The organism is Polynucleobacter sp. MWH-Loch1C5, assembly GCF_018881775.1.
In the GTDB taxonomy this organism is placed as follows: Bacteria; Pseudomonadota; Gammaproteobacteria; order Burkholderiales; family Burkholderiaceae; genus Polynucleobacter.
In genome coordinates this window covers 1,042,155-1,064,291 of the sequence record NZ_JACVPR010000001.1, presented here as the reverse complement: position 1 = coordinate 1,064,291, position 22,137 = coordinate 1,042,155, and the positions used below count along the sequence as shown (strand labels likewise).

Annotated in this window: 25 protein-coding genes; 8 read left to right on the top strand and 17 right to left on the bottom strand. The window is 45.0% G+C overall.

Translation table 11 applies throughout. The features are described 5' to 3' along the window. The first annotated feature begins 37 nt into the window (after window positions 1–37). A complete protein-coding gene (dacB, locus tag ICE94_RS05455; RefSeq protein WP_216149624.1) occupies window positions 38–1,582 on the top strand; it encodes a D-alanyl-D-alanine carboxypeptidase/D-alanyl-D-alanine-endopeptidase in 1,545 nt (514 codons plus the stop codon). Here the strand turns inward: dacB and ICE94_RS05450 are convergent. The 9 genes from ICE94_RS05450 to ICE94_RS05410 all read right to left on the bottom strand — a co-directional run bounded on the left by ICE94_RS05450 (window position 1,576) and on the right by ICE94_RS05410 (window position 10,038). Beyond that, window positions 1,576–2,589, bottom strand: coding sequence for an L-threonylcarbamoyladenylate synthase (locus ICE94_RS05450; protein ID WP_216149622.1), 1,014 nt, complete (start codon window positions 2,587–2,589; stop codon window positions 1,576–1,578). The genes dacB and ICE94_RS05450 overlap by 7 nt on opposite strands. 8 nt (window positions 2,590–2,597) lie before the next feature. Next, entirely contained in the window at window positions 2,598–3,779 is a 1,182-nt protein-coding gene (locus ICE94_RS05445) for a 5-(carboxyamino)imidazole ribonucleotide synthase (RefSeq protein WP_216149620.1), read from the bottom strand. A 1-nt stretch (window position 3,780) separates the two neighbouring features. Continuing rightward, window positions 3,781–4,272 carry a 5-(carboxyamino)imidazole ribonucleotide mutase gene (gene purE, locus ICE94_RS05440; protein ID WP_216149618.1) on the bottom strand — a complete coding sequence of 164 codons (492 nt, stop codon included), beginning with the start codon at window positions 4,270–4,272 and terminating at the stop codon, window positions 3,781–3,783. Between the two features lie 17 nt (window positions 4,273–4,289). Next, window positions 4,290–5,183: a phosphoribosylaminoimidazolesuccinocarboxamide synthase gene (locus ICE94_RS05435; protein ID WP_216149616.1), complete on the bottom strand. Its 894-nt coding sequence runs from the start codon at window positions 5,181–5,183 to the stop codon at window positions 4,290–4,292. Window position 5,184: 1 nt separating this feature from the next. Next, window positions 5,185–6,249, bottom strand: coding sequence for a class II fructose-bisphosphate aldolase (fba, locus tag ICE94_RS05430; protein WP_216149614.1), 1,065 nt, complete (start codon window positions 6,247–6,249; stop codon window positions 5,185–5,187). Window positions 6,250–6,265: 16 nt separating this feature from the next. Further along, window positions 6,266–7,699 (bottom strand): pyruvate kinase, encoded by a 1,434-nt coding sequence (pyk, locus tag ICE94_RS05425; protein WP_216149612.1) that lies wholly within the window; start codon window positions 7,697–7,699, stop codon window positions 6,266–6,268. Further along, window positions 7,696–8,910 carry a phosphoglycerate kinase gene (locus tag ICE94_RS05420; protein ID WP_304609456.1) on the bottom strand — a complete coding sequence of 405 codons (1,215 nt, stop codon included), beginning with the start codon at window positions 8,908–8,910 and terminating at the stop codon, window positions 7,696–7,698. Before ICE94_RS05420 ends, pyk begins: the two co-directional genes overlap by 4 nt. 73 nt (window positions 8,911–8,983) lie before the next feature. Continuing rightward, window positions 8,984–9,328 carry an AzlD domain-containing protein gene (locus tag ICE94_RS05415; RefSeq protein WP_216149610.1) on the bottom strand — a complete coding sequence of 115 codons (345 nt, stop codon included), beginning with the start codon at window positions 9,326–9,328 and terminating at the stop codon, window positions 8,984–8,986. Continuing rightward, entirely contained in the window at window positions 9,325–10,038 is a 714-nt protein-coding gene (locus ICE94_RS05410) for an AzlC family ABC transporter permease (RefSeq protein WP_216149608.1), read from the bottom strand. The genes ICE94_RS05415 and ICE94_RS05410 overlap by 4 nt, the downstream gene beginning before the upstream one ends. Window positions 10,039–10,141: 103 nt before the next feature. On the opposite strand from ICE94_RS05410, the gene ICE94_RS05405 reads away from it, so the two are divergent. Genes ICE94_RS05405 through ICE94_RS05385 form a run of 5 tightly spaced genes read left to right on the top strand, consistent with a single transcriptional unit; the run spans window position 10,142 to window position 13,325 of the window. Next, a complete protein-coding gene (locus ICE94_RS05405) occupies window positions 10,142–11,062 on the top strand; it encodes a branched-chain amino acid transaminase (protein ID WP_216149606.1) in 921 nt (306 codons plus the stop codon). A 12-nt stretch (window positions 11,063–11,074) separates the two neighbouring features. After that, window positions 11,075–11,266 carry a zinc-finger domain-containing protein gene (locus ICE94_RS05400; protein ID WP_216149604.1) on the top strand — a complete coding sequence of 64 codons (192 nt, stop codon included), beginning with the start codon at window positions 11,075–11,077 and terminating at the stop codon, window positions 11,264–11,266. 4 nt (window positions 11,267–11,270) lie between these two features. After that, window positions 11,271–12,281 (top strand): lipopolysaccharide heptosyltransferase II, encoded by a 1,011-nt coding sequence (gene waaF, locus ICE94_RS05395; protein ID WP_216149602.1) that lies wholly within the window; start codon window positions 11,271–11,273, stop codon window positions 12,279–12,281. Window positions 12,282–12,291: 10 nt separating this feature from the next. Then, a complete protein-coding gene (locus ICE94_RS05390) occupies window positions 12,292–12,726 on the top strand; it encodes a nuclear transport factor 2 family protein (protein ID WP_216149600.1) in 435 nt (144 codons plus the stop codon). Between the two features lie 2 nt (window positions 12,727–12,728). After that, window positions 12,729–13,325 carry a DUF2946 family protein gene (locus ICE94_RS05385; protein ID WP_216149598.1) on the top strand — a complete coding sequence of 199 codons (597 nt, stop codon included), beginning with the start codon at window positions 12,729–12,731 and terminating at the stop codon, window positions 13,323–13,325. On the opposite strand, the gene ICE94_RS05380 is transcribed toward ICE94_RS05385, so the two are convergent. Next, window positions 13,289–14,944, bottom strand: a complete 1,656-nt coding sequence (locus ICE94_RS05380; RefSeq protein WP_255539092.1) for a M48 family metalloprotease — start codon at window positions 14,942–14,944, stop codon at window positions 13,289–13,291. The two genes, ICE94_RS05385 and ICE94_RS05380, sit on opposite strands and share 37 nt — an antisense overlap. 26 nt (window positions 14,945–14,970) lie before the next feature. On the opposite strand from ICE94_RS05380, the gene moaC reads away from it, so the two are divergent. Next, window positions 14,971–15,450, top strand: coding sequence for a cyclic pyranopterin monophosphate synthase MoaC (moaC, locus tag ICE94_RS05375; RefSeq protein ID WP_216149597.1), 480 nt, complete (start codon window positions 14,971–14,973; stop codon window positions 15,448–15,450). Between the two features lie 3 nt (window positions 15,451–15,453). On the opposite strand, the gene ICE94_RS05370 is transcribed toward moaC, so the two are convergent. The 7 genes from ICE94_RS05370 to recA all read right to left on the bottom strand — a co-directional run bounded on the left by ICE94_RS05370 (window position 15,454) and on the right by recA (window position 21,246). Next, a complete protein-coding gene (locus ICE94_RS05370) occupies window positions 15,454–15,969 on the bottom strand; it encodes a pilin (RefSeq protein ID WP_304609455.1) in 516 nt (171 codons plus the stop codon). Between the two features lie 136 nt (window positions 15,970–16,105). Continuing rightward, window positions 16,106–16,819, bottom strand: a complete 714-nt coding sequence (locus tag ICE94_RS05365; RefSeq protein ID WP_216149595.1) for a TerC family protein — start codon at window positions 16,817–16,819, stop codon at window positions 16,106–16,108. 80 nt (window positions 16,820–16,899) lie between these two features. Then, a complete protein-coding gene (gene sucD / locus ICE94_RS05360) occupies window positions 16,900–17,793 on the bottom strand; it encodes a succinate--CoA ligase subunit alpha (protein WP_216149592.1) in 894 nt (297 codons plus the stop codon). Between the two features lie 22 nt (window positions 17,794–17,815). After that, on the bottom strand, window positions 17,816–18,976 hold the full coding sequence (gene sucC, locus ICE94_RS05355; RefSeq protein WP_216149590.1) for an ADP-forming succinate--CoA ligase subunit beta: 1,161 nt from the start codon (window positions 18,974–18,976) through the stop codon (window positions 17,816–17,818). Between the two features lie 98 nt (window positions 18,977–19,074). Further along, entirely contained in the window at window positions 19,075–19,674 is a 600-nt protein-coding gene (locus ICE94_RS05350; protein ID WP_216149588.1) for a DUF2889 domain-containing protein, read from the bottom strand. 26 nt (window positions 19,675–19,700) lie between these two features. Beyond that, complete coding sequence (gene recX / locus ICE94_RS05345) at window positions 19,701–20,171, bottom strand: recombination regulator RecX (RefSeq protein ID WP_216149586.1); 471 nt, start codon at window positions 20,169–20,171, stop codon at window positions 19,701–19,703. Then, entirely contained in the window at window positions 20,164–21,246 is a 1,083-nt protein-coding gene (gene recA, locus ICE94_RS05340) for a recombinase RecA (protein ID WP_216149584.1), read from the bottom strand. Before recA ends, recX begins: the two co-directional genes overlap by 8 nt. Before the next feature lie 179 nt (window positions 21,247–21,425). Between recA and ICE94_RS05335 the strand changes: the two genes are divergently transcribed. Then, window positions 21,426–22,136 carry a response regulator transcription factor gene (locus tag ICE94_RS05335; RefSeq protein WP_216149582.1) on the top strand — a complete coding sequence of 237 codons (711 nt, stop codon included), beginning with the start codon at window positions 21,426–21,428 and terminating at the stop codon, window positions 22,134–22,136. Window position 22,137: the final 1 nt, after the last annotated feature.

Below are 22,137 nucleotides of genomic sequence, written 5' to 3'. Positions count from 1 at the left end.
CTTGCGCAATTGTTGAAGGGACTTACAATCATGACTCATGATGAAAAAGAGCATATTCCAAGGGGCATTTTTGTGTTTAATGGCCTGTGCTCATTTCGCTTTTGCACAGAGTCCTCTACCTAAACCAGTCCAAAACGCACTGCAACGTAGTAGTATTCCAGGGCAGGCGATTAGCATCAGCGTCCAAAAAATAGAAGCAAAAAAACTTCATCAATCCATCCATCAAAGTAACTCGGTTCTGCAAATGAATGCAACCGAGCCGATGAATCCTGCCTCTACCATGAAATTACTGACAAGTCTGTCAGCCATGGAAATTTTGGGCCCTGAATATCGTTGGAAAACTGATTTATTTACGAATGGGCAAATTGAAAAAGATTTACTCAAAGGCGACATACTCATTAAGGGGTATGGTGACCCGAAACTGATTCCTGAAGAAATCGCCAAGCTCATGCAAAACCTCAGAGCTCTAGGAATCAAAAGAATTCAGGGAGATCTTATTTTTGATCGCAGTAGCTATGATCAATCTGTCCGCCAATCTTCCTTTTCTGATGGCGAGCCACTCAGGGCCTATAACGTTCAGCCGGATGCATTGCTGTTTGCATTTCATAGTTTGAGCTTCCAAATTAGTGCAGCGTCGAATGGCAATATCATCATCCGTCAAACACCACGCCTGGCCAACTTAAGAATTGAAAATAATCTCAAACTGACGGACCGCCCCTGCCAAGACTGGAAGCAAAATATTGATATCCAAGTTGAACATACAAAAGCTGGGGCAATCACCGCTATCTTTAATGGCGATCTTCCACAAACTTGTAATAATTTAAGCTGGAATGTGGTCGTGAGAGACGTTGATTCTTTTCTTAAAAACGGCATCATCGCCGCTTGGGAAGATGCAGGCGGTGTATGGCTTAGACCCCCTAAATTTAAAGAAGGTCAGCTAACAAACTCCTTTAAACCACTCCACACACACTATGGCATCCCGCTCTATGAATCGGTTCGTGACGTGAACAAACTATCTAATAACGTCATGGCTAAGCAATTAATGCTCACTCTCGCCCTGGAAAGAAATGGCAGGGCTCAGAATAATGAAAATGCTGCTGCCATCATGAAGGAATGGCTTAAAAAGAAAAACTTAGAATTCAGCGAACTGGTGATTGAAAATGGTTCAGGGCTATCCAGAATAGAGCGTATCTCATCGCAACATCTCAATGAAATACTGATGTTAGGCATCAACTCTTTTTATCGAGACTATTTTGTGGAATCTCTACCAATTGCCGGTGTCGATGGCACCATGAAACATCGTCTGACCGACAAGCTCAGACAATATTTCCCCAGCAAAAAAGAGTTAGCACTTCTTGAAAAAAATACTGAGACTTTTCCTGTAGGTTTAAGACGCTACGGCGCCTATATAAAAACAGGTTCACTGGTTGATGTGCGCAGTATTTCTGGCTACGTAGTCAGTCGCACAGGCCAAGTCTATGCGGTCAGCTCAATGATCAATCACTCTTTAGCCAACACTGGCAGGCCTATACATGATGCCCTATTGAGCTGGTTACTTGACGATGGCCCCAGCCATCAATGACCAGAGCCCCGAGCAGCTCTCTTTAAACGATCTAATATTGCTAGCCATTCCTGAGCATGAGGTGGCTCATCAAAAATAATATAGTCGTAGTTTTCTTTATCAAAATCTCTTAGTACACGATAGAGCTGCTGTGCATACTTTGCAGGATTTAAACCCCACTCCAAAAGTGTCAACTCACTCGCCTGAGCAAAAGGTTGAGGATCTAAACCCAAACTCACATATGCTACTTTTTTATGATTTAAATCAGGCAAAACGGTATTGCGCCCTCTAAGGATCAACGGGGTTTTAGGGGCGTAATGTGCCGACAAACTCCCCGACACCCTAGGCACAGGAGAACTATCGTCACTCTCTTTTGCCACTAGAGATAGGGCCTGCAAAATAGTATCTTCCGTTAACATGCCAGGCCTCAAAAGACGAGGCCCCAACTGTTCTACTCTAGTCAAATCAATAATCGTAGATTCAATACCGACCTGACAAGCCCCGCCATCAATCACAAATAAATCTTGACGAGGAAACTCATCCAAGACATCTTGAGCACAAGTTGGCGACACCTTGCCAAAACGATTGGCTGAAGGAGCCACCAAACCTTTACCCCATTGCTTGAGCAAATCAATAGCTACTGGGTGATTTGGGCAACGTATGGCGACTGTGTCTTGCCCACCGGTCACTAGAGGGCTGACCTGTTTTGCTTTAGTTAAGACCATTGTTAGAGGGCCTGGCCAAAATGTTTTAGCCAAGACCAAGGCTTCTTCAGGAATATCTCTCGCCCAGGGTTGCAAGGCAAGACTCCAAGCCTCTTCAGAATCTTTATCTTTGAGACTAGGCGGAGCAATATGCACTATGAGTGGATGATCAGCAGGCCTTCCTTTGAGCTCATAGATTTTCTTAATGGCTGCTTCATCGCTAGCGTCTGCTGCCAAACCATAAACAGTTTCAGTTGGTAAACCAATGACTTGTCCAGCCCTGAGCAAGGCCAGTGCATGATCAATCTCAGGCGACTGACTCATACTTATCTTTATTCTTGACGATTGATTTTTAAGATAGCACTGACTTGAGCACAAAGCGAGTTAAGACCTTCGCTATCTTTCGCTATCAAATTAATATGGCCCATCTTTCTGCCCTGACGTGGTTCTGCTTTACCGTACAGGTGTAATTTGGCCTCTGGGAAGCGAAGCACTTCAGCCCACGCTGGCTCTGCCTGAGTATCACCAGATAACCACTCATCCCCCAACAAATTAAGCATCATCGCTGGCGTGTGCTGCGCGGTCGATCCCAGTGGTAATCGTGCCATCGCACGCACCTGCTGTTCAAATTGACTACAAACACAAGCATCTTGAGTGTAATGACCAGAGTTGTGAGGTCTAGGAGCCATCTCGTTAGCGACTAATTCACCATTTTTCAATACAAAAAATTCAATACAAAGAACACCTACGTAATCTAAGCGACGAATCATTTCCTTAGCAGCATCACTAATTTTTTGTGCTTGCTGAGCGTTAATTGCTGGAGCCGGTACGGTACTGGTATGCAAAATGCCCTGACGATGCATGTTCTGAGCAATTGGATAAATCACGACTTCATCATCATGACCTCTAGCCACTAATGCCGAGACCTCAAAATCCAAATCCATGCGCTTTTCTAAAACACAGGGGACTCTGTCAAACTGTTGCCATGCCTCGCGCAACTCTTCTGCTGTTTTTACAGTCTTTTGACCTTTACCGTCATAACCCATGCGCGCCGTCTTTAAAATACCTGGCAGCAGATCAGCAGCGACATGAGCTAAATCTTCTTCTCTTTCAATAACTGCGTGTGGAGCAGGACCGATACCTGCCTCGCGCTGCCATGTAGCTAGGAATTTCTTTTCGACAATTCGATTTTGCGCAATAGAGACACCTTGGCTATTAGGCGCAACATAAACGCCTAACTTTTCAAGTTCATCCAGTGTCAAAGCAGGAACATTTTCAAATTCGGTACTGACCGCTTGGCAATACTTTGCCATCTGGGCTAAAGCTTGATGATCTGTATATTCAGCTTGAATATGCATTTCAGCAACAAGCCCTGCAGGGCTATGGGCGTCGGGGTCCAAGACACAAACCTTATAACCCATAGCTTGAGCGGCCTGAGTAAACATTCTTCCTAATTGGCCGCCCCCCAGAATCCCTAAATAAGAGCCGGGCAAAATTGGATCTAATCTCGACATATTATTTTTTAGCTAATTCCATTTGACGAGCCATCTCAGTTTGAGATTGACGAAACGCCTCTAATTTCTTCGCCAAGCTTGGGTCATTGACAGCTAAATTAGCGATGGCATGTAATGCTGCATTGGCCGCACCTGCCTCACCAATCGCAAATGTGGCAACAGGAATACCTTTAGGCATTTGCACAATTGAGAGTAAAGAATCTTCACCACGCAAATACTTAGATGCTACCGGCACGCCGAACACAGGGACGATAGTCTTGGCAGCCAACATACCAGGTAAGTGAGCAGCACCACCTGCACCCGCAATAATCGCTTTAATACCACGCCCTTGAGCTTGTTCGGCATAAGCGAACATATCATCAGGCATACGATGCGCAGAGACGACTTTAGCCTCATAGCTCACTCCAAATTGATCTAACACCTGTGCAGCATGCTGCATCGTGTCCCAATCAGAATTGGATCCCATCAAGATACCGATCGTTACCGTTGTCATATCTACCTCTCGCTTTACTATGAAGTAAGAACTGCTAGAGCTTCCCGATATTTCTGGGCTGTTTTTTCAATTACATCCTGGGGCAAGGCAGGCGCTGGAGGTTTTTTATTCCAAGGCTGCCCATCAATACGCACCTGTTCCAGCCAGTCACGTACGAATTGTTTGTCAAAAGAAGGCGGGTTAGATCCAACCACATAAGACTGAGCAGGCCAAAAACGAGAAGAGTCAGCAGTTAACACTTCATCCATCAAGACCAATTGATCATTGTCGTCCAGACCAAACTCAAATTTAGTGTCGGCTATGATGATGCCCTTAGTCGCCGCATAATCTGAGGCCTCTTGGTACAAGCGAATGCTGACGTCTTTGATTTTTTTTGCTAGATCAGCACCAATCCGCTGCTCTACTTCAGCATACGATATATTTTCATCATGCTCACCCACCTCAGCTTTGGCTGCTGGGGTAAAAATAGGCTCAGGCAACTTTTGTGCATTTTGCAATCCAGTCGGTAACTGAATACCGCAGACTGAACCTGTTTCTTGATAATCTTTCCAACCACTACCAGAGAGATAACCTCGAACGACCGCCTCCACCAAAATAGGTTTTAGACGTTGGGTAACGATAGCTCGGCCCTGGACTTGATTCTTTTCAGAGTCAGCAACGACTGTTACTGGATCAATGCCTGTCAAATGATTAGGGATGATATGGCGCAATTTATCAAACCAAAAATTAGCCATAGTATTGAGGACAACGCCCTTACCAGGAATCGGCTGTCCCATCACCACATCAAAAGCTGATAGTCGATCTGTGGTGACCATCAATAATTGCTTATCACCTAGCGCATAAATATCTCTCACCTTACCCTTAGAAATCAGTGGTAGGGATTGAATGGAAGATTCGTATAAGGCTTGCATATTATTTAACTAATTGGGTGAGCTCGCCTGATTTATAGCGCTCTGCCATTTTTTCTAGAGGTACTGGCTTGATTTTTCCAGCCTGTCCTTCGCAACCAAAAGCTATAAAGCGTGCTTTACAAATTTCTTTTGCCGCTTCACGAGCAGGCTTTAAATAATCACGCGGATCAAACTTACTTGGGTTTTCAAATAAATAGCGGCGAATAGCAGCGGTCATCGCCAAACGAATATCAGTGTCAATATTGATTTTTCGTACACCGTGCTTAATACCTTCTTGAATCTCTTCGACAGGTACACCATATGTTTCTTTCATATCACCACCAAACTCACGAATAATCGCGAGCAGATCTTGGGGCACACTCGATGAACCGTGCATCACTAAATGCGTGTTCGGAATACGCGCATGAATTTCTTTAATGCGATCAATCGCCAAAATGTCACCGGTGGGCTTCTTAGTAAATTTATATGCACCGTGACTCGTTCCAATAGCGATAGCTAAAGCATCACACTGTGTCTTTTTTACAAAATCAGCTGCTTGCTCCACATCTGTCAAAAGCTGCTCGCGTGTCATCGTACCTTCGGCACCATGACCATCTTCTTTATCACCCTTCATGGTCTCTAGCGAACCTAACACACCTAATTCAGCTTCAACAGTTACACCAATAGAGTGAGCAAACTTAACGACCTCTTGCGAGACTGCAACGTTATAGTCGTAGCTCGCCACTGTTTTACCGTCGGCTTCTAAAGACCCATCCATCATGACGGATGTAAAACCTGAACGAATCGCAGCCATACATACTGCTGGGCTTTGACCGTGATCCTGGTGCATCACAACCGGAATATGCGGATATGCCTCGACGGCTGCATCAATTAAATGACGCAAGAAAGCTTCACCGGCATATTTTCTGGCGCCCGCTGATGCTTGCATAATGACAGGTGAACCCACCTCATCGGCAGCTGCCATGATGGCCTGCACCTGCTCTAAGTTATTCACATTAAATGCTGGTAAACCATAACCATGCTCTGCAGCATGATCAAGAAGTTGTCGCATAGAAACTAATGCCATATTTTTTCCCCAAATACTATTTAACTTTGACAATTTTTAAGGTGTTCGTACCACCAACCGCTCCCATAGGCTCACCAACTGTAAGCACGATCGTATCGTTTGCAGCCACCACCTTAAGATTCTTTAAGTGGGCTTCGGCTTGGGCCAAAGCGGTATCACGATCATTACTCGTATCCATACGTAATGGGTGCACATTACGATACAAAGCCATCTTTCTTTCAGTCTTCTTTTTTGGCGTCATCGCAAAGATAGGTACACGAATCTTATGACGACTCATCCACAAGGCTGTAGAGCCAGAGTCAGTCAGAGCAGCAATAGCTTTGACACCTAAATGGTAAGCAGTAAACAAGGCCCCAAAGGCAATCGACTGGTCGATTCTTGAAAACTGTTGATCAAAAAAGTCACTGTCCAAATGATGTACTTCTGTTTTCTCAGCCTCTAAACAGATATTCGCCATTTGCTTAACAGTCTCTACGGGATACTGACCTGACGCTGTTTCAGCAGACAACATCACGGCATCTGTGCCATCTAGAACAGCATTCGCCACATCGCTAACTTCAGCACGTGTGGGCACTGGATTTTGGATCATCGATTCCATCATTTGCGTAGCAGTGATGACTAACTTATTAGAGTCTCGCGCCATGCGAATCATTTTCTTCTGTAATGCAGGCACAGCTGCATTACCTACCTCAACAGCCAAATCACCACGGGCCACCATGATGCCATCACTGACATCCAAAATTTCTTGCAAGGTTTGATCAATCACGGCCTCAGCACGCTCAATTTTTGCAATCAGTTTTGCCTGATGTTGATTCTTCTTGGCAGCTTCTTCTACTAAAGCTTTAGCGACCAACATATCTTGAGCATTTTTGGGAAAGCTAATCGCAATGTAATCGGCCTCTAACTCAACCGCACTCACTAAATCTTGCTTATCTTTTTCAGTGAGAGCTGGCGCAGACAAGCCACCACCGGCTCGATTAATACCCTTGTTATTGGACAGCTCACCACCTAATTCGACAAGCACATGAATACATGAACCCTCGACACGCTGAACCTCAAATACTAATAAACCATCATTCAGTAGCAACTTATCTTTGGCTTTGACATCTTTAGGTAAATCTTTGTAGTCAAGCCCGACGCGCTCTTGATTACCGAGAGTGCAAGCGGCATCCAAAATAAAGGTATCGCCTGCCTTCAGAAAAATCTTGCCTGATTCAAATTTACCCACACGAATTTTAGGTCCCTGCAAATCCGCCATGATGGCGACTTCACGACCCAAATCTGCACTGACCTGACGTACCAACTGTGCACGAGCACGATGGTCATCTGCAGTACCATGCGAGAAATTTAATCGCACTACGTCCACGCCAGCTGCAATTAACTGTCGCAAAACCGCTGCATCACTAGAGGCAGGTCCAAGTGTTGCAACAATTTTGGTAGCTCGGATCATGTGCTCGCTCGCTCAGTCAGGATGGCAAAGGCCGGCAAGGTTTTGCCTTCTAAAAACTCCAAGAAAGCACCACCCCCCGTAGAAATATAGTCCACTTGTTTTTCAATACCGTACTTGGCAATAGCAGCTAATGTATCGCCACCACCAGCAATCGAAAACGCTGGGGAATGCGCAATGGCGGCTGCCAGCATCTTGGTACCACCACCAAACTGATCGATCTCAAAAACGCCAATCGGTCCATTCCAAACAATCGTGCCGGCATGGGCAATGATGTTAGCTAGCTCCGCAGACGTTTTAGGACCCACATCCAAAATCATGTCATCCGCTTGAACATCGACCGCGGCCACCCGGTTCGCGCGGGCCAGTGGTGATAACTCATTAGCCACCACAACATCCGTAGGGATAGGTACAGATGCGCCACGCTTGGCCATCATATCCATAATCACTTTAGCTTCACCAATCAAATCAGGTTCAGCCAATGATCGACCAATTGGCAAACCTGCTGCCAACATAAAGGTATTTGCAATACCACCGCCGACAATGAGTTGATCTACTTTTTCAGCGAGCGATTTGAGAATCGTTAATTTCGTAGATACCTTAGAACCAGCCACAATCGCAACTAAAGGTCGCTTGGGATGATGTAAGGCTTTACCCAAAGCATCTAACTCTGCAGCCATCAAAGGGCCAGCACAGGCTATAGGCGCGTATTTGGCCATGCCATGAGTCGTCGCTTCCGCACGATGCGCCGTACCAAAGGCATCATTCACATAGACATCGCATAATTTGGCAAGCTTTTTTGCCAAGTCATCGTTATTCTTTTTCTCACCGACGTTCAAGCGGCAGTTTTCCAATAAAACTAAATCACCGGGTTCTAAAGAGAATGCACCATCTGCCCAGTCACTGATCAAAGGGACTTTTCTTTCTAAAAGCTCCGCGATGCGATCAGCCACCGGCGCTAAGCTGTCTTCAGGTTTGAACTCACCTTCCGTGGGACGCCCCAAATGGGATGTCACCATCACAGCAGCGCCCGCTTCTAAAGCAATTTTTATCGCAGGAATAGAAGCACGTATACGAGTATCTTCAGTAATACGCCCCGCCTCATCTTGCGGCACATTTAAGTCAGCGCGGATAAAGACTCTTTTGCCCTTTAATTGCCCTGCTTGGGCGAGCTCAGAAAGACGGAAGAAGTTCAATTTAGACGTGCCAGGCATATGTTTTTAATGAATTACTGGAAAAAGGTGATTTTACCCTTTTCCAGACATGATCCGCCTATTTTTAGAGGGCTCAAATAGCCCTTAGAAGCATAAAAACTGCGACGCCAATACCGATAGTCAAGGCCATATTCTTGATATACAGGTGAGCCAAAATTGCAATAACCCCCGCCAGAAATTGAGGCTGGGAAAAATCAACGCGACCTAACCAATTCAAACTCTGTTCAGAGGCATCTTTATTGATCAGCAACTCTGGAACGATGATGGCAATCAAAGCGGCCATGGGCGCATAACGAATGGCGTTTTGGACCGATTCTGGTAACTCAAAACGGTTACCCCACAGCAGAAAAAATCCTCGGGTCAAGATCGTGACAAGAGTTAAGCCAATCAAGGCCAGCCAAATTTGCAGGGTAGTCATGCCACACCCTCAGATTTAGGAGTTCGACGACCTAGCCACAAGCCTACCAGAATGGCGGCAATCACGGCGAGTAGCAAATTGAGCTTGTACGGCAAGCCATAGGCCAATACCGAAATAAAGGCAGCAACGAGTGCCGCAAAAATGGCAGCCCTACCTTGAATCATCGGCACTGTAATGGCAATCAAGGCCAAAACGCCAGCAAAGCCTAAACCCCAGGAATCAGGGATAAAAGCAGCGAAAACGATACCGCACACAGAGCCTAACTGCCACATACTCCAGTTAGTCAAGGACATTCCCAAAAAGTAATGTAACTCTTCAGGCTTTCTCTCCGCCCTTGGATAACGGCTTAGAAACATCGCAAAAGTCAGGTCACCGTTGAGATAGCCCAAGACAGTTCTTTGCCAAAAGCGCCTATCTTTAAAATGCGGATGAATACCTGCACTAAAAATAACGAAACGTAAATTCACGATAAATGCCGTTACCAAGATGGTCCACAGTGGGAACCCGCCTGCAATGAGGGGTAAGGCGGCCAACTGGGCTGATCCAGCATAGACCATCAATGACATGCCAATAGATTGGCCTATGGTTAGCCCTGACTTCGCCATAGCAATTCCGGTCACCAATCCCCAAGTCGCCACAGCCGGGGCAGATCGACGCATGGTCGCTGACCCCTCCCAGAAATGTTTTTGCCAAGCGTGATGGCTCTTCACAGTGTCTCCATTCTTTTGTCCACAATTATAGGTAGGATTGGGAGTGAATGAAGGGCAGCCTGTTTTACAATAGTGTTTTCAATTGAGTTCTGAGGATCAGCTTATGTCAATGGCAAATCGTGATGGTTTCATCTGGATGGACGGTCAACTTGTTCCATGGAGAGATGCCAAGATTCATGTGCTCACACATACATTGCATTACGGCATGGGTGTCTTTGAGGGTGTGCGTGCATACAAGACTGAAAAAGGCACTGCTATCTTCAGGCTTCAAGAACATACCAAACGCCTGTTTAATTCAGCAAAAATTTTTCAGATGAAAATTCCATTCACCCCTGAAGAAATTGCAAAGGCGCAATGTGAAGTAGTCCGCCAAAATAAATTGACTTCTTGCTACCTCAGACCTATTGCTTGGATTGGTTCAGAAAAATTAGGTATTTCAGCCAAGACCAACACAATTCATACTGCAATTGCTGCTTGGGAATGGGGTGCCTACCTAGGCGAAGACGGCCTCAACAAAGGTATCCGTGTCAAAACCTCATCATTCACACGTCACCATGTCAATGTGTCTCTAGTGCGTGCAAAAGCTTCAGGGTATTACATCAATTCCATTTTGGCCAACCAAGAGGTTAGCGCTCACGGCTACGATGAAGCATTACTTTTAGATACTGATGGCTACGTCTCTGAGGGATCTGGCGAAAACGTATTTATTGTCAAAAACGGGGTGATCTATACACCCGATTTAGCCTCTTGTTTGGATGGTATTACACGCGATGCCATTTTCACCATTGCTAAAGACTTAGGTATCGAAGTGAAAGAGAAGCGTATTACGCGTGATGAAATGTATTGCGCTGATGAAGCCTTCTTTACTGGCACTGCTGCCGAGGTGACACCGATTCGTGAACTTGACGATCGTCCAATTGGTAACGGAGGTCGCGGCCCTATTACCGAAAAGGTACAAAAGGTATTCTTTGATGCAGTCGCCGGAAAAAATGCCAAGTATGAACACTGGTTAACTTTAGTTTGATAGATAGCGATTATGGATCAAGCAAAACTTATTGAAATTGACGGTCATCGCGACTTGCCACTTCAGTGTCCTAATAAAAAATCTCCAGCATGGAGCTCTCACCCACGTGTTTTTTTAGACATCCTCAGTACAGGACACGTCAAATGTCCTTACTGTGGCACTGAATATCGCCTAAAACCAGGCACAGCCCCTAGCGGTCACTGAATATATGAAAAGAATACTCATCATCGCACCTAATTGGATTGGAGATGCGGTGATGATTGAGCCTCTCATCAGAGCGCTACATCTCAAGTCTCCTGAATCAAGTATTGATGTCTTGGCAACCCCTTGGGTTGCCTCTGTGATGCGCTTCATACCGCTAGTCAATGACATCATTCAAGCTCCTCTACTGCATGGCAAATTGCAATGGAAAGAGCGCCGTCAATTAGCCACTCAATTAGAAACTAACAATTATCATGAAGCTTATGTGCTACCTAATAGCTTCAAATCCGCTTTAATTCCTTGGCTTGCGAATATTCCTAAAAGAATTGGCTACTTAGGGGAGTGGCGCTGGGGTCTACTCAACCAAACTCTGAGTAACCCATCAAGGCAAAATCGTCCTCCCATGCATCAACATTATTTGGCATTAGCAGGCCAGGAGTTAAGCCCAGAGGAATCTAAGCCGCGCCTGATCTGTAAAGATGTGATGAAGAGTAGAGCCCGAGATTATGCGAAGACTTTACAAAACCATGAGGGTCTTTATATATTCTGTCCCGGCGCAGAGTATGGTCCAGCCAAACAGTGGCCGAGCAGTCATTACGCTGAATTAGCGAAGGCACTTAGCGAACGCCAAAGAAATGCCACTATCCTAATTTTGGGTAGCAACAAAGAAAAGGCATTGGGTGATGAGATTGTGCTTCATAGCCAAACAGATCGCATCATCAATCTCTGTGGCAAAACATCGCTTGACGATGCTGTTTCATTAATTAGTGTGTCGCAAGGAGTTGTCAGTAATGATTCTGGACTCATGCATATTGCTGCAGCACTAGGGATTCCCCAAGTGGCCATCTTTGGCTCCAGCGATCCTAGACATACCCCACCCTTATCCAATCTTGCCAAGATTCACTGGTTAAAATTAGATTGCAGTCCCTGCTTCAAAAGGACCTGTCCATTAGGCCACTATCGCTGCCTGGTAGACATCCAGCCACAAACCGTCCTAAACTCGCTAGAAATCATCTAGAAAGATTACTATGCCCAAACAAGCTCGCTTATTTCAAATGCCAGAAGAGGTTATTGAAGCATGGCGAGAATCTTTACATCGCAATGATCTTGAAGGATCGATTGATTTATGGATTGATGAAGACTCCATCACTTGTATTTTGCCAGGCGGTAAACGTCTCTCAGGTCATGCTGAATTACGTGATGGTCTCAAGAAAATTCTGGAAGATAATTTTCTATGGCTTGATCCTATTCAGGGTATTGGTCATACAGGTATGTCTGTTGCATTCTTCGACACCACAGAGGCAGTCCGCTTAGATCCACAACAAATTGAGCCTGAATTTTTCCTCAATTTTTCTTATGTCTTGATTCAAGGCCCAATGGGTTGGAGAATTGCCCATATACACTCAAGCCCTGCCCAAGAAGAACACATCAAGTTACCAGAGACCATTCACGGCTTTCACTAATCATGGATGAAAGAGTCATCCAAGCGCTGATCAAGTGGCCACAAGTTCCCGAATGTAGAGGGTGGTTAGCTATTGACGCACGAGGTCAATGGCGCATGCGTAACGAATACGCTCAAGAACATCATTTAGCAGGTGACATTATTCATCAGCGTCACTTGATTGAATATATTGAAAGAAATCGCTGTTATGACTGGGCAACTCAAGAATGGTTTTTTCAAAATGGCCCACAAAAAGTGTATCTAAGCATCTCCTACACGCCATTTGTTGCGCGGCTTTTTAATCAAACCTTAACCAGTACCTGCGGCAACCCCTTGGAGCCGATTGAGTGTTATATGGATGAAGAGGGTCACATCATCTTTCAATGTGAAAGTCTGATTCAAGTTGCTAAGGCTGGCGATTTTTTAAAAGAAAAACATCGTTTTTGGGCTAAGCTTCATGATGCTGACTTGGAAGAGTTTTCCAGGATCGCTGAAATCAATACCGGCTGCGGATTACTCGGAGAAGTGCAGTTGAAAAACAAAAAAATAGCCATTGAGCAAACACGCATGACTGATATTAAAGCTCAACCAGGCCTCTTACCGTCATCTCGTAATTCTTGACGATATAAATCTTGTATTTGGCGACTACGCGCATCCAGTTCAGAAGCTTGGTAAAAATCCAGATCGCCAGCTTGCTTTGCTAATTTTGTTTGTTCAATAGCGGCGACCCAGGCCCCTTGAGTCACATACTTCTCTGCCAAAGCGGCATGATGAAGTCCAACTCTACCTTTTTTGGCATAGGCACGGGATAACCAATCCCACCATGTTGTATCACTCGCTTGAATTTTGGTTTGATTTTTTAACCAAGCAATGGCTTCATCTAGTTGTCCAGTTTTCAGTTGCACATCAAGTGCTTGCAACTGAAAAGTCCGTGAGTGAATAAATTGTGCTCTTTGCTGAGCAATCGCTTTGGCTGCTTGATCATATTGTTTCTTAGCCATCAGAATATCAATGGCTGTACTCTCTAAGGCAACGCTATATCTCAACATCGGCGACCCACGTCCACTGAGCTGCTGCGTGAGCGTACGCGCCTTCTGTAATGCGGCTTCAGCGTCAGCCAAGCGCCCCAACTTGAGGTCTAATAATGCCAAACCATAAAAGCCTTCCAATTGCTTACTGGCCTCGGGTTTTCTAGTAAGACTATTGAGTAATTGCCTGAGTTCTGGGTAATTACTTGTGCTCACGGTTTGAATCAGTCGTGCGCGCGCCTTCATGAGAATAAACTCAAGTGAAGACTCCACTTTACGAACTGGCAAACTGCGCACACGATCGCTCATGTCAGCAATACGATCAGTCGTTAAAGGGTGTGTTCTAACATAGGCTGGCACACCGCTTTCCATGATGCTGTTGGCTCTTTGCATTCTTTGGAAAAAATCGGGCATCCCTTGGGGATTAAAACCCCCTGCTTGCAGTATCTGCAAACCAATACGATCAGCTTCTCGCTCAGCATCACGTGAATATGACAGTTGATTTTGGATAGCTAGCGCTTGACCTCCCATCGCTAGACCTTGGGCTGCACCAGGATTACGACTGACAGCCAGAGCAGCAACGATGATGGATGCTAATGCGATGAGTGAGTTAGTTCCTTGCTGACTATACATACGCGCAATATGTTTTTGCGTGACATGCCCAATTTCATGGCCCAATACTGAAGCTAGTTCGGACTCAGACTCAGCAGCAACTACCAGACCCGTGTGCACACCAATAAATCCACCGGGTAATGCGAATGCGTTAATGCTGCGATCTCTCACCCCAAAAAGCTCAAACTGGATAGCAAAGGTTCCTGCCCCCTCCATGCCAGGAACTTTCTGTTGTCGTGCAGCACCCACCAAGTGTTGACCAATAGCATTGAGATAGTCATAAAAAACGGGGTCATCAGCATAATCGGGATCGCGCCTGATCTCTCGCATAATCCGCTCACCTAAAATACGCTCATCTAAAGGTGTCAGAGCAGCACTTGAGACGTCACCCAGGTCAGGCAAAACTAAACTGGGTTGCTGTGGCATACGATTATCGGGCTTGAATTCCGAATGCGCCTGGGGCTTTTGCATCACACGATTGAGATTGTCCTGCGCAACCCGATTAGTTTCCGTTTGAGCTAAGATGGCTGCTGGCTGAAAAATCATTGCCAAAGCGACACATAGTGCTTTTTGACTAAATGAAGTAAATTTAGATCCCATATATAAGATTATGGTACAACTTAATCATGAATAAACTCACACATTTTGATGAATCCGGACAAGCTCATATGGTCAATGTGGGCGATAAGGCACACACCCATCGTATTGCTGTAGCCACTGGGCTCATCAAGATGCAAGCCTCCACCTTTGAAATGGTGCAATCAGGATCTCACAAAAAAGGGGATGTGATTGGTATTGCACGTATTGCTGCTATCCAAGCCACAAAGAGAAGCTCTGATTTAATTCCTTTATGTCACCCCATTGCCTTAACAAGGGTAGCCGTTGAGTTTGAGCCTGACGCGACTCATAACACCATTCGTTGCACAGTCACTGCAGAGAATATAGGTCAAACTGGCGTTGAAATTGAAGCGCTAACTGGTGTTCAGATTGGCTTGTTGACGATTTACGACATGTGCAAAGCCGTCGATCGTGGCATGGTCATACAAGAAGTACGCCTACTTGAAAAAAGTGGCGGCAAGTCTGGAACCTGGACCGCCACCCCTTAATTGCTATTTACAATCAGCAGGCAAAAACTTTGGTGTCAGCGTACTACCTGAGCCTTTACAGGACCACATACCAGCCCAAGGCTTAGCCTTGCTATCACTCAAATCTGCCTCTACCAAGTTTTTATCATCTAACTGGTACACAGGCATCAGTCTAAGTACATTAGCGCCTGCCTCAGCGACGTTATTGTTGAAATGAATTGAAATTGCACCTGATTGTTCAATCTCAACCTTTTGCACACTTTGACTTGAAACAGACTGATAGCTACTCGCAGTCGCCTCAGCCATGTTTGCTGCACCCTTACTTGAATACACTTCTGTGACTGCTAGCTTAGCACCCGAGGCCAAACTGAGACCTTCGGTCACACGTGTTTTTGCAATGTAATCCTGATAGCGAGGCACCGCAATCGCAGCCAAAATACCAATGATGGCAATCACAACCATCAACTCAATTAATGTAAAGCCAGCTTCTTTTTTTGATAACACTTGATTCATATTCACCCCACAAATAATCAAGTTCATATCATCTCAAATAAACTACCTACACGGGCATGAATTTATTGTAGGAAAAGCTTTAAATTGCTTCAAATCAAGAGCCCCAAGAAAAAAGCCTGCTCAGCTTTCGCTCAACAGGCTTTATATCAGTTAACTACTTAGTTTAGCTAGCTGCGCTCTTCTTCTTTTTCATTGAGCGCTTCATCACCTCACCAACCAACATAATACCGACAGCAGACACAACGCTTGCAGCGGTTCCGTAATCTTGGATACCTTCACCAAACTGTTTAATCAAACCTGGATCTGAGCATATCATGCCACCAGCAATCCAACCTAAGAGACCAGCACCGAGGGTAACAATTAATGGGAAACGATCAATCAAATACAAGACAATTTGGCTGCCTGCAACGATGATTGGAATAGAAACCAAAAGACCGAACACAATATAGCCATACTGATGATGCGCAACGTCTACTTGACCAGCAGCACCGGCAATAGCAATCACATTATCAACACTCATTGCAATATCAGCGACGATAATGGTTTTGATAGCAGACCATAATTTATCTGATGCCTCTAGCTCATGATCGTCCCCTTCCTCCGTCTGGATAATCAGCTTATAAGCAATCCAGAAAAGCAACAGGCCGCCAACAAACTTCAGGAATGGGATTTGCAATAAGGTCACTGCAAATGCTACCAAGACCACACGCAGAATAATGGCACCTGCTGTGCCGTACATGATGCCCTTACGACGCTGGTTGGGGTGTAAATTACGGCAAGCTAGAGCAATCACAACAGCATTGTCACCACCTAGCAAAAGATCAATCAAGATAATTTGAGCAATTACTGCCCAGTCAATCATCGCGAGAAATTCCATGTCATCCTCATTTGTTTTTATTAAAAAAACGGGAGCAAAAGCCCCCGTTCATTATTACTACTTCAAAGCTTACACGAATTTTACAACAAACCTTTGAGTAGTTTGCCCATTTCTGATGGATTACGTGTTACCTTGAAACCGCACTCTTCCATGATGGCTAATTTAGCATCTGCTGTATCTTCACCACCGGAGATCAAAGCACCTGCGTGTCCCATACGCTTACCTGCTGGCGCAGTCACACCCGCAATGAAGCCAACCACAGGTTTTTTCATATTGGCTTTACACCAACGAGCTGCTTCTGCCTCATCAGGACCACCAATCTCACCAATCATAATGACTGCATCTGTGTCTGGGTCATCATTGAAAGCCTTCATCACATCAATGTGCTTTAGACCATTGATGGGGTCGCCACCGATACCTACAGCAGATGATTGACCTAAACCAATTTCTGTTAACTGAGCTACCGCTTCATACGTCAAGGTACCTGAGCGGCTCACCACACCAATACGACCTTTACGATGAATGTGGCCTGGCATGATACCGATCTTGATTTCTTCTGGAGTAATCAAACCAGGGCAATTAGGGCCTAACAACAAAGTCTTTTTGCCACCCTTGGCTTCCTTTTGCGCCATTTTGTTACGAACTTCTAACATGTCACGAACAGGAATACCTTCGGTAATACAAATGGCCAAATCTAAATCAGCTTCTACGGCTTCCCAAATCGCAGCTGCAGCGCCTGCGGGTGGAACGTAGATCACTGATACAGTTGCGCCCGTTGCTGAGGCAGCCTCTTTAACAGTGGCGTAAATGGGAATATCAAAAATCTTTTCACCAGCCTTCTTAGGATTCACACCAGCAACAAAACACTCTTTACCATTAGCGTATTCTTGGCATTTCTCTGTATGGAATTGCCCCGTCTTACCTGTAATACCTTGGGTAATAACACGCGTATTTTTATTAATCAAAATAGACATCTTCTATCCTTTCGTGGCCAACTTATTTAACTGCAGCAACAACTTTAGTTGCAGCTTCTGCCATCGTATCGGCACTAATGATTGGTAAACCAGACTCAGCAAGCATCTTCTTACCGAGCTCTTCATTTGTACCCTTCATACGAACTACCAAAGGCACATTCAAGTTGACTGCTTTACATGCAGTAATCACACCATCAGCAATCACATCACAACGCATGATGCCGCCAAAGATGTTGACCAAAATCGCTTTCACATTCTTGTTCTTCAACATGATCTTGAATGCTTCAGTGACTTTTTCAGCAGTAGCACCACCGCCAACATCCAAGAAGTTAGCGGGCTCGCCACCGAATAACTTGATGGTATCCATGGTAGCCATCGCCAAACCAGCACCATTGACCAAGCAACCAATGTTGCCATCCAATGAGATGTAAGCCAAATCAAACTTAGAAGCTTCAACCTCGGCTGGATCTTCTTCGTCTAAGTCGCGGTAAGCAACGATTTCTGGGTGACGGAACAGGGCATTTGAATCGAAGTTGAATTTCGCGTCCAAAGCCTTAATGTTGCCGTTACCTTCCAAGATGAGAGGATTAATTTCAGCCAATGAAGCATCTGTTTCCATATAAGCTTTGTACAAGTTCTTCAATACTTCTTTAGCTTGAGCTTGTGAAGCTTCTGGTACACCAATGCCTTGCGCTAACTTCAAGGCATCAGCATCTGTTAAGCCAACGAGTGGGTTTACAAATACTTTAATGATTTTTTCTGGAGTCTTAGCAGCGACTTCCTCAATATCCATACCACCTTCGCTAGATGCCATCACGGCAACAGCTTGAGTCGCGCGATCAGTCAAGATGCCGATGTAGTACTCTTTTTTGATATCTGCACCGTCTTCAACCAATAAACGACGTACCTTTTGACCTTCTGGGCCTGTTTGATGTGTCTTTAACTGCATGCCCAAGATCTGGCTAGCGTATGTTTTTACTTCTTCTAAACTTTTCGCTACTTTCACGCCACCGCCTTTACCGCGACCACCCGCGTGGATCTGGGCTTTAACAACCCATACTGGTCCACCTAATTTTTGTGCGGCTGCAACAGCCTCATCTACGGTTAATGCAGGAATACCGTTTGGTACTGGTACATTGAATTGGCGCAAAATTTCTTTGCCTTGGTACTCATGAATCTTCATGGAAGCTCCCTGTTAATAATCTTGAAAATACTAATGTTTTTAACTTACTTAACTCTGTCTTAGTTGTATTAACTAACTATCAAAACCCGCTATTATCCTCAGTCTGAGTCCGACCCTCTCTTTTTTGGTATTTCCCTCGGTTCTAAAGGGGTGCCAAACCATTTTGGATGATATTTTTTAACCACCTCGCCATCGGTTCTCAGGGCATGGCAGCGATTTAACTGAAAAGGCATTTCCTCTGAGTTTTGCTCAGCATGATCCCTAATCTTGATGACTTCACCTGCAAATGCCTGGATCGCGGTAGTTGGCAGTACAGAACATAATTCGGTGATATGAGAACACCCCTGAATACCAGAAAGAAGTGAATGGACACTCTTTCTAAAACCCTGTACTAAATTGAGTCCAATGAGTTTTTTGTAATCTCCATTGATGCGTTCACACGAACCTTCATACGGCACAGCCAAGCTCTCAGACGAGGCATCTAGGATATTGAATTGTGTATCGATGAGTACCCACAGTTTCATTTCATGGATAGGCTCACCCTGTTTTTTCACACCGCTAGCTAAATGAAAGTCCTTCCCTTTGGTATCCAAAAGATAGGCTTCTATTTCCCACAAACCATCATCACGCCGGAATACTTGGGTTTTTATGGAGCGGGTATGAATTAGCTCTTTATGAACATCTACATTACGAGTCATCGCGAGAGTCTACACCAGATTAGTGTTTACCCTGAGGAAAAATCATTGCTATTGAGGCGACCACTGACAATCTTCAGTGCCAGATCCGAAGAAAATCCTCGTGAGACTAAAAATCGAATTTGACGAGCCTTTTCTTTTGGGTCTGTAGGAAGATTTTCAAATTTCCTATGCCACAGCTCAAAGGCCAGTTGAGGGTCATGCGCCTTAAGATCTTCGCGGTACTCGTTCAGTAAGTCATCTGACAGCCCATTTTGACGCATCTCTTCTAAGATCTTTTTACTGCCGAATCGTTCTGTACGTCGGCGCACCAGACTTTCGGCATAGCGCTTATCACTCAACCACTGATTTTTCTGTAGATCATCAAGCAGTTCGTCTAACTGAACCTCAGATTCAGCATAAGACAAGAGCTTCTTACGAAGCTCTTGTCGACTGTAATCCCGTCTTGATAAAAATCGTAGGGCCCGGCCTTTGAGACTGATAACTGGCTTATCAGGCATCAGCCTCTTCTTTAGGGCTCAATACAGTGCCACCCTTCACACCCAATTTTTCACGAATCTTAGCTTCGATCTCTTGAGCGATTTCTGGGTTTTCTTTCAAAAACTCACGCACATTATCTTTACCTTGGCCAATACGATCACCGTTATAACTGTACCAAGCGCCTGATTTATCCACGATGCCGCACTCCACGCCCAGATCGATGATTTCACCTTGTCGGGAAATACCTTCACCGTACATGATGTCAAACAAGGCTTCTCTAAATGGTGGAGATACTTTGTTTTTAACCACCTTGACACGAGTTTCATTACCTACGACTTCATCACCTTTTTTGATACTACCGATACGACGAATATCTAGACGCATAGAAGCATAGAACTTGAGGGCATTACCACCCGTGGTGGTTTCAGGCGAACCAAACATCACGCCAATCTTCATACGAATCTGGTTGATGAAAATCACCATCGAATTAGTACGCTTGATTGTTCCTGTGAGCTTTCTTAAAGCTTGACTCATCAAACGTGCCTGTAAACCTGGTAATGAATCCCCCATATCACCTTCGATTTCTGCTTTTGGCACCAAGGCAGCTACAGAGTCAATCACGATTAAGTCAATCGAACCAGAACGCACCAATGCGTCTGCAATTTCTAATGCCTGCTCACCTGTGTCTGGCTGTGAGATCAATAGGTTATTAACATCTACGCCTAGTCTGGCAGCATACTGTACGTCGAGCGCATGTTCAGCATCGATAAATGCACAAGTCCCACCGAGCTTCTGCATTTCCGCTACAGCATGTAAAGTTAAAGTCGTTTTACCGGATGACTCAGGCCCATAAATCTCAATCACACGACCACGCGCAAGACCACCAACACCCAAAGCGATATCCAAGCCTAAAGAGCCCGTCGAGACCACCTGAATATCTTGCTCAATCTCGCTATCCCCTAAGCGCATGATTGAGCCTTTACCAAATTGTTTTTCGATTTGAGCCAATGCTGCACTCAAGGCTTTTTGCTTATCAGTACTCATTCCGTCAATATTCGATAGATTGGCTGAAGATGTCTTTTTTTGATCGTCCATATGAGTCCTTTTCTTGTTCCTGTGCCTGTTTTTCCGTAAAAATCTGCTGTATGTTGAGTACTGTATATAAAAACAGTACTTTGTGCAAGATTTTTTTGTCTCTCTTAATTTAGCTATTAAACTACTTGCAACTATAAGTATCACACTAAAAAAACAGACCCCTGAGGGCTAAAGGTTATATGAGAATCCTAATCGCTGAAGACGACAATGTTCTAGCAGACGGCCTCACTAGATCACTTAGACAATCTGGTTATGCAGTGGACCATGTAAAAGACGGTCAATCTGCCGACCTCGCTCTATCAGCTCAAACTTTTGACCTTCTAATACTAGACTTAGGCTTACCCAAAATGACAGGTCTTGAGGTTCTCAAGCGTTTACGCGCCAGAAACTCAATGATCCCCGTACTGATTCTCACTGCAGCTGACTCGACTGACGAACGCGTCAAGGGCTTGGATAGTGGTGCAGATGATTACATGGCAAAACCATTCGCCTTAACGGAACTCGAAGCTCGAGTACGCGCTCTAACGCGCCGTGGATCTGGCGGTGGCCCGACTGTCGTGAAACATGGCCCCCTCAATTTCGATCAGGTGGGTCGTGTTGCCTATATTGACGACAAGATGCTGGAGTTATCAGCACGTGAGTTAGGTTTATTAGAGATCCTCCTCAAAAGAGTCGGTCGCCTTGTATCTAAAGATCAATTAGTCGACCATCTATGTGAGTGGGGCGAAGAGGTGAGTAATAACGCCATAGAAGTCTATGTTCACCGCCTACGTAAAAAAATTGAGGTGGGCGGTATTCGTATCGCTACCATTCGAGGTTTGGGCTACTGCTTAGAAAAGTTTCAGCCTCCCGCTGCCAATAAAGAACCCTCCTCCTCATCCACCCTCTGAT

Bases quoted from the DNA above. Each gene is read 5' to 3' on its own strand.
- dacB (WP_216149624.1), top strand. From the start codon at position 38: ATGATGAAAAAGAGCATATTCCAAGGGGCATTTTTGTGTTTAATGGCC.
- ICE94_RS05450 (WP_216149622.1), bottom strand. From the start codon at position 2,589: ATGAGTCAGTCGCCTGAGATTGATCATGCACTGGCCTTGCTCAGGGCT.
- ICE94_RS05445 (WP_216149620.1), bottom strand. From the start codon at position 3,779: ATGTCGAGATTAGATCCAATTTTGCCCGGCTCTTATTTAGGGATTCTG.
- purE (WP_216149618.1), bottom strand. From the start codon at position 4,272: ATGACAACGGTAACGATCGGTATCTTGATGGGATCCAATTCTGATTGG.
- ICE94_RS05435 (WP_216149616.1), bottom strand. From the start codon at position 5,183: ATGCAAGCCTTATACGAATCTTCCATTCAATCCCTACCACTGATTTCT.
- fba (WP_216149614.1), bottom strand. From the start codon at position 6,249: ATGGCATTAGTTTCTATGCGACAACTTCTTGATCATGCTGCAGAGCAT.
- pyk (WP_216149612.1), bottom strand. From the start codon at position 7,699: ATGATCCGAGCTACCAAAATTGTTGCAACACTTGGACCTGCCTCTAGT.
- ICE94_RS05420 (WP_304609456.1), bottom strand. From the start codon at position 8,910: ATGCCTGGCACGTCTAAATTGAACTTCTTCCGTCTTTCTGAGCTCGCC.
- ICE94_RS05415 (WP_216149610.1), bottom strand. From the start codon at position 9,328: ATGACTACCCTGCAAATTTGGCTGGCCTTGATTGGCTTAACTCTTGTC.
- ICE94_RS05405 (WP_216149606.1), top strand. From the start codon at position 10,142: ATGTCAATGGCAAATCGTGATGGTTTCATCTGGATGGACGGTCAACTT.
- ICE94_RS05400 (WP_216149604.1), top strand. From the start codon at position 11,075: ATGGATCAAGCAAAACTTATTGAAATTGACGGTCATCGCGACTTGCCA.
- waaF (WP_216149602.1), top strand. From the start codon at position 11,271: ATGAAAAGAATACTCATCATCGCACCTAATTGGATTGGAGATGCGGTG.
- ICE94_RS05390 (WP_216149600.1), top strand. From the start codon at position 12,292: ATGCCCAAACAAGCTCGCTTATTTCAAATGCCAGAAGAGGTTATTGAA.
- ICE94_RS05385 (WP_216149598.1), top strand. From the start codon at position 12,729: ATGGATGAAAGAGTCATCCAAGCGCTGATCAAGTGGCCACAAGTTCCC.
- ICE94_RS05380 (WP_255539092.1), bottom strand. From the start codon at position 14,944: ATGGGATCTAAATTTACTTCATTTAGTCAAAAAGCACTATGTGTCGCT.
- moaC (WP_216149597.1), top strand. From the start codon at position 14,971: ATGAATAAACTCACACATTTTGATGAATCCGGACAAGCTCATATGGTC.
- ICE94_RS05370 (WP_304609455.1), bottom strand. From the start codon at position 15,969: ATGAACTTGATTATTTGTGGGGTGAATATGAATCAAGTGTTATCAAAA.
- ICE94_RS05365 (WP_216149595.1), bottom strand. From the start codon at position 16,819: ATGGAATTTCTCGCGATGATTGACTGGGCAGTAATTGCTCAAATTATC.
- sucD (WP_216149592.1), bottom strand. From the start codon at position 17,793: ATGTCTATTTTGATTAATAAAAATACGCGTGTTATTACCCAAGGTATT.
- sucC (WP_216149590.1), bottom strand. From the start codon at position 18,976: ATGAAGATTCATGAGTACCAAGGCAAAGAAATTTTGCGCCAATTCAAT.
- ICE94_RS05350 (WP_216149588.1), bottom strand. From the start codon at position 19,674: ATGACTCGTAATGTAGATGTTCATAAAGAGCTAATTCATACCCGCTCC.
- recX (WP_216149586.1), bottom strand. From the start codon at position 20,171: ATGCCTGATAAGCCAGTTATCAGTCTCAAAGGCCGGGCCCTACGATTT.
- recA (WP_216149584.1), bottom strand. From the start codon at position 21,246: ATGGACGATCAAAAAAAGACATCTTCAGCCAATCTATCGAATATTGAC.
- ICE94_RS05335 (WP_216149582.1), top strand. From the start codon at position 21,426: ATGAGAATCCTAATCGCTGAAGACGACAATGTTCTAGCAGACGGCCTC.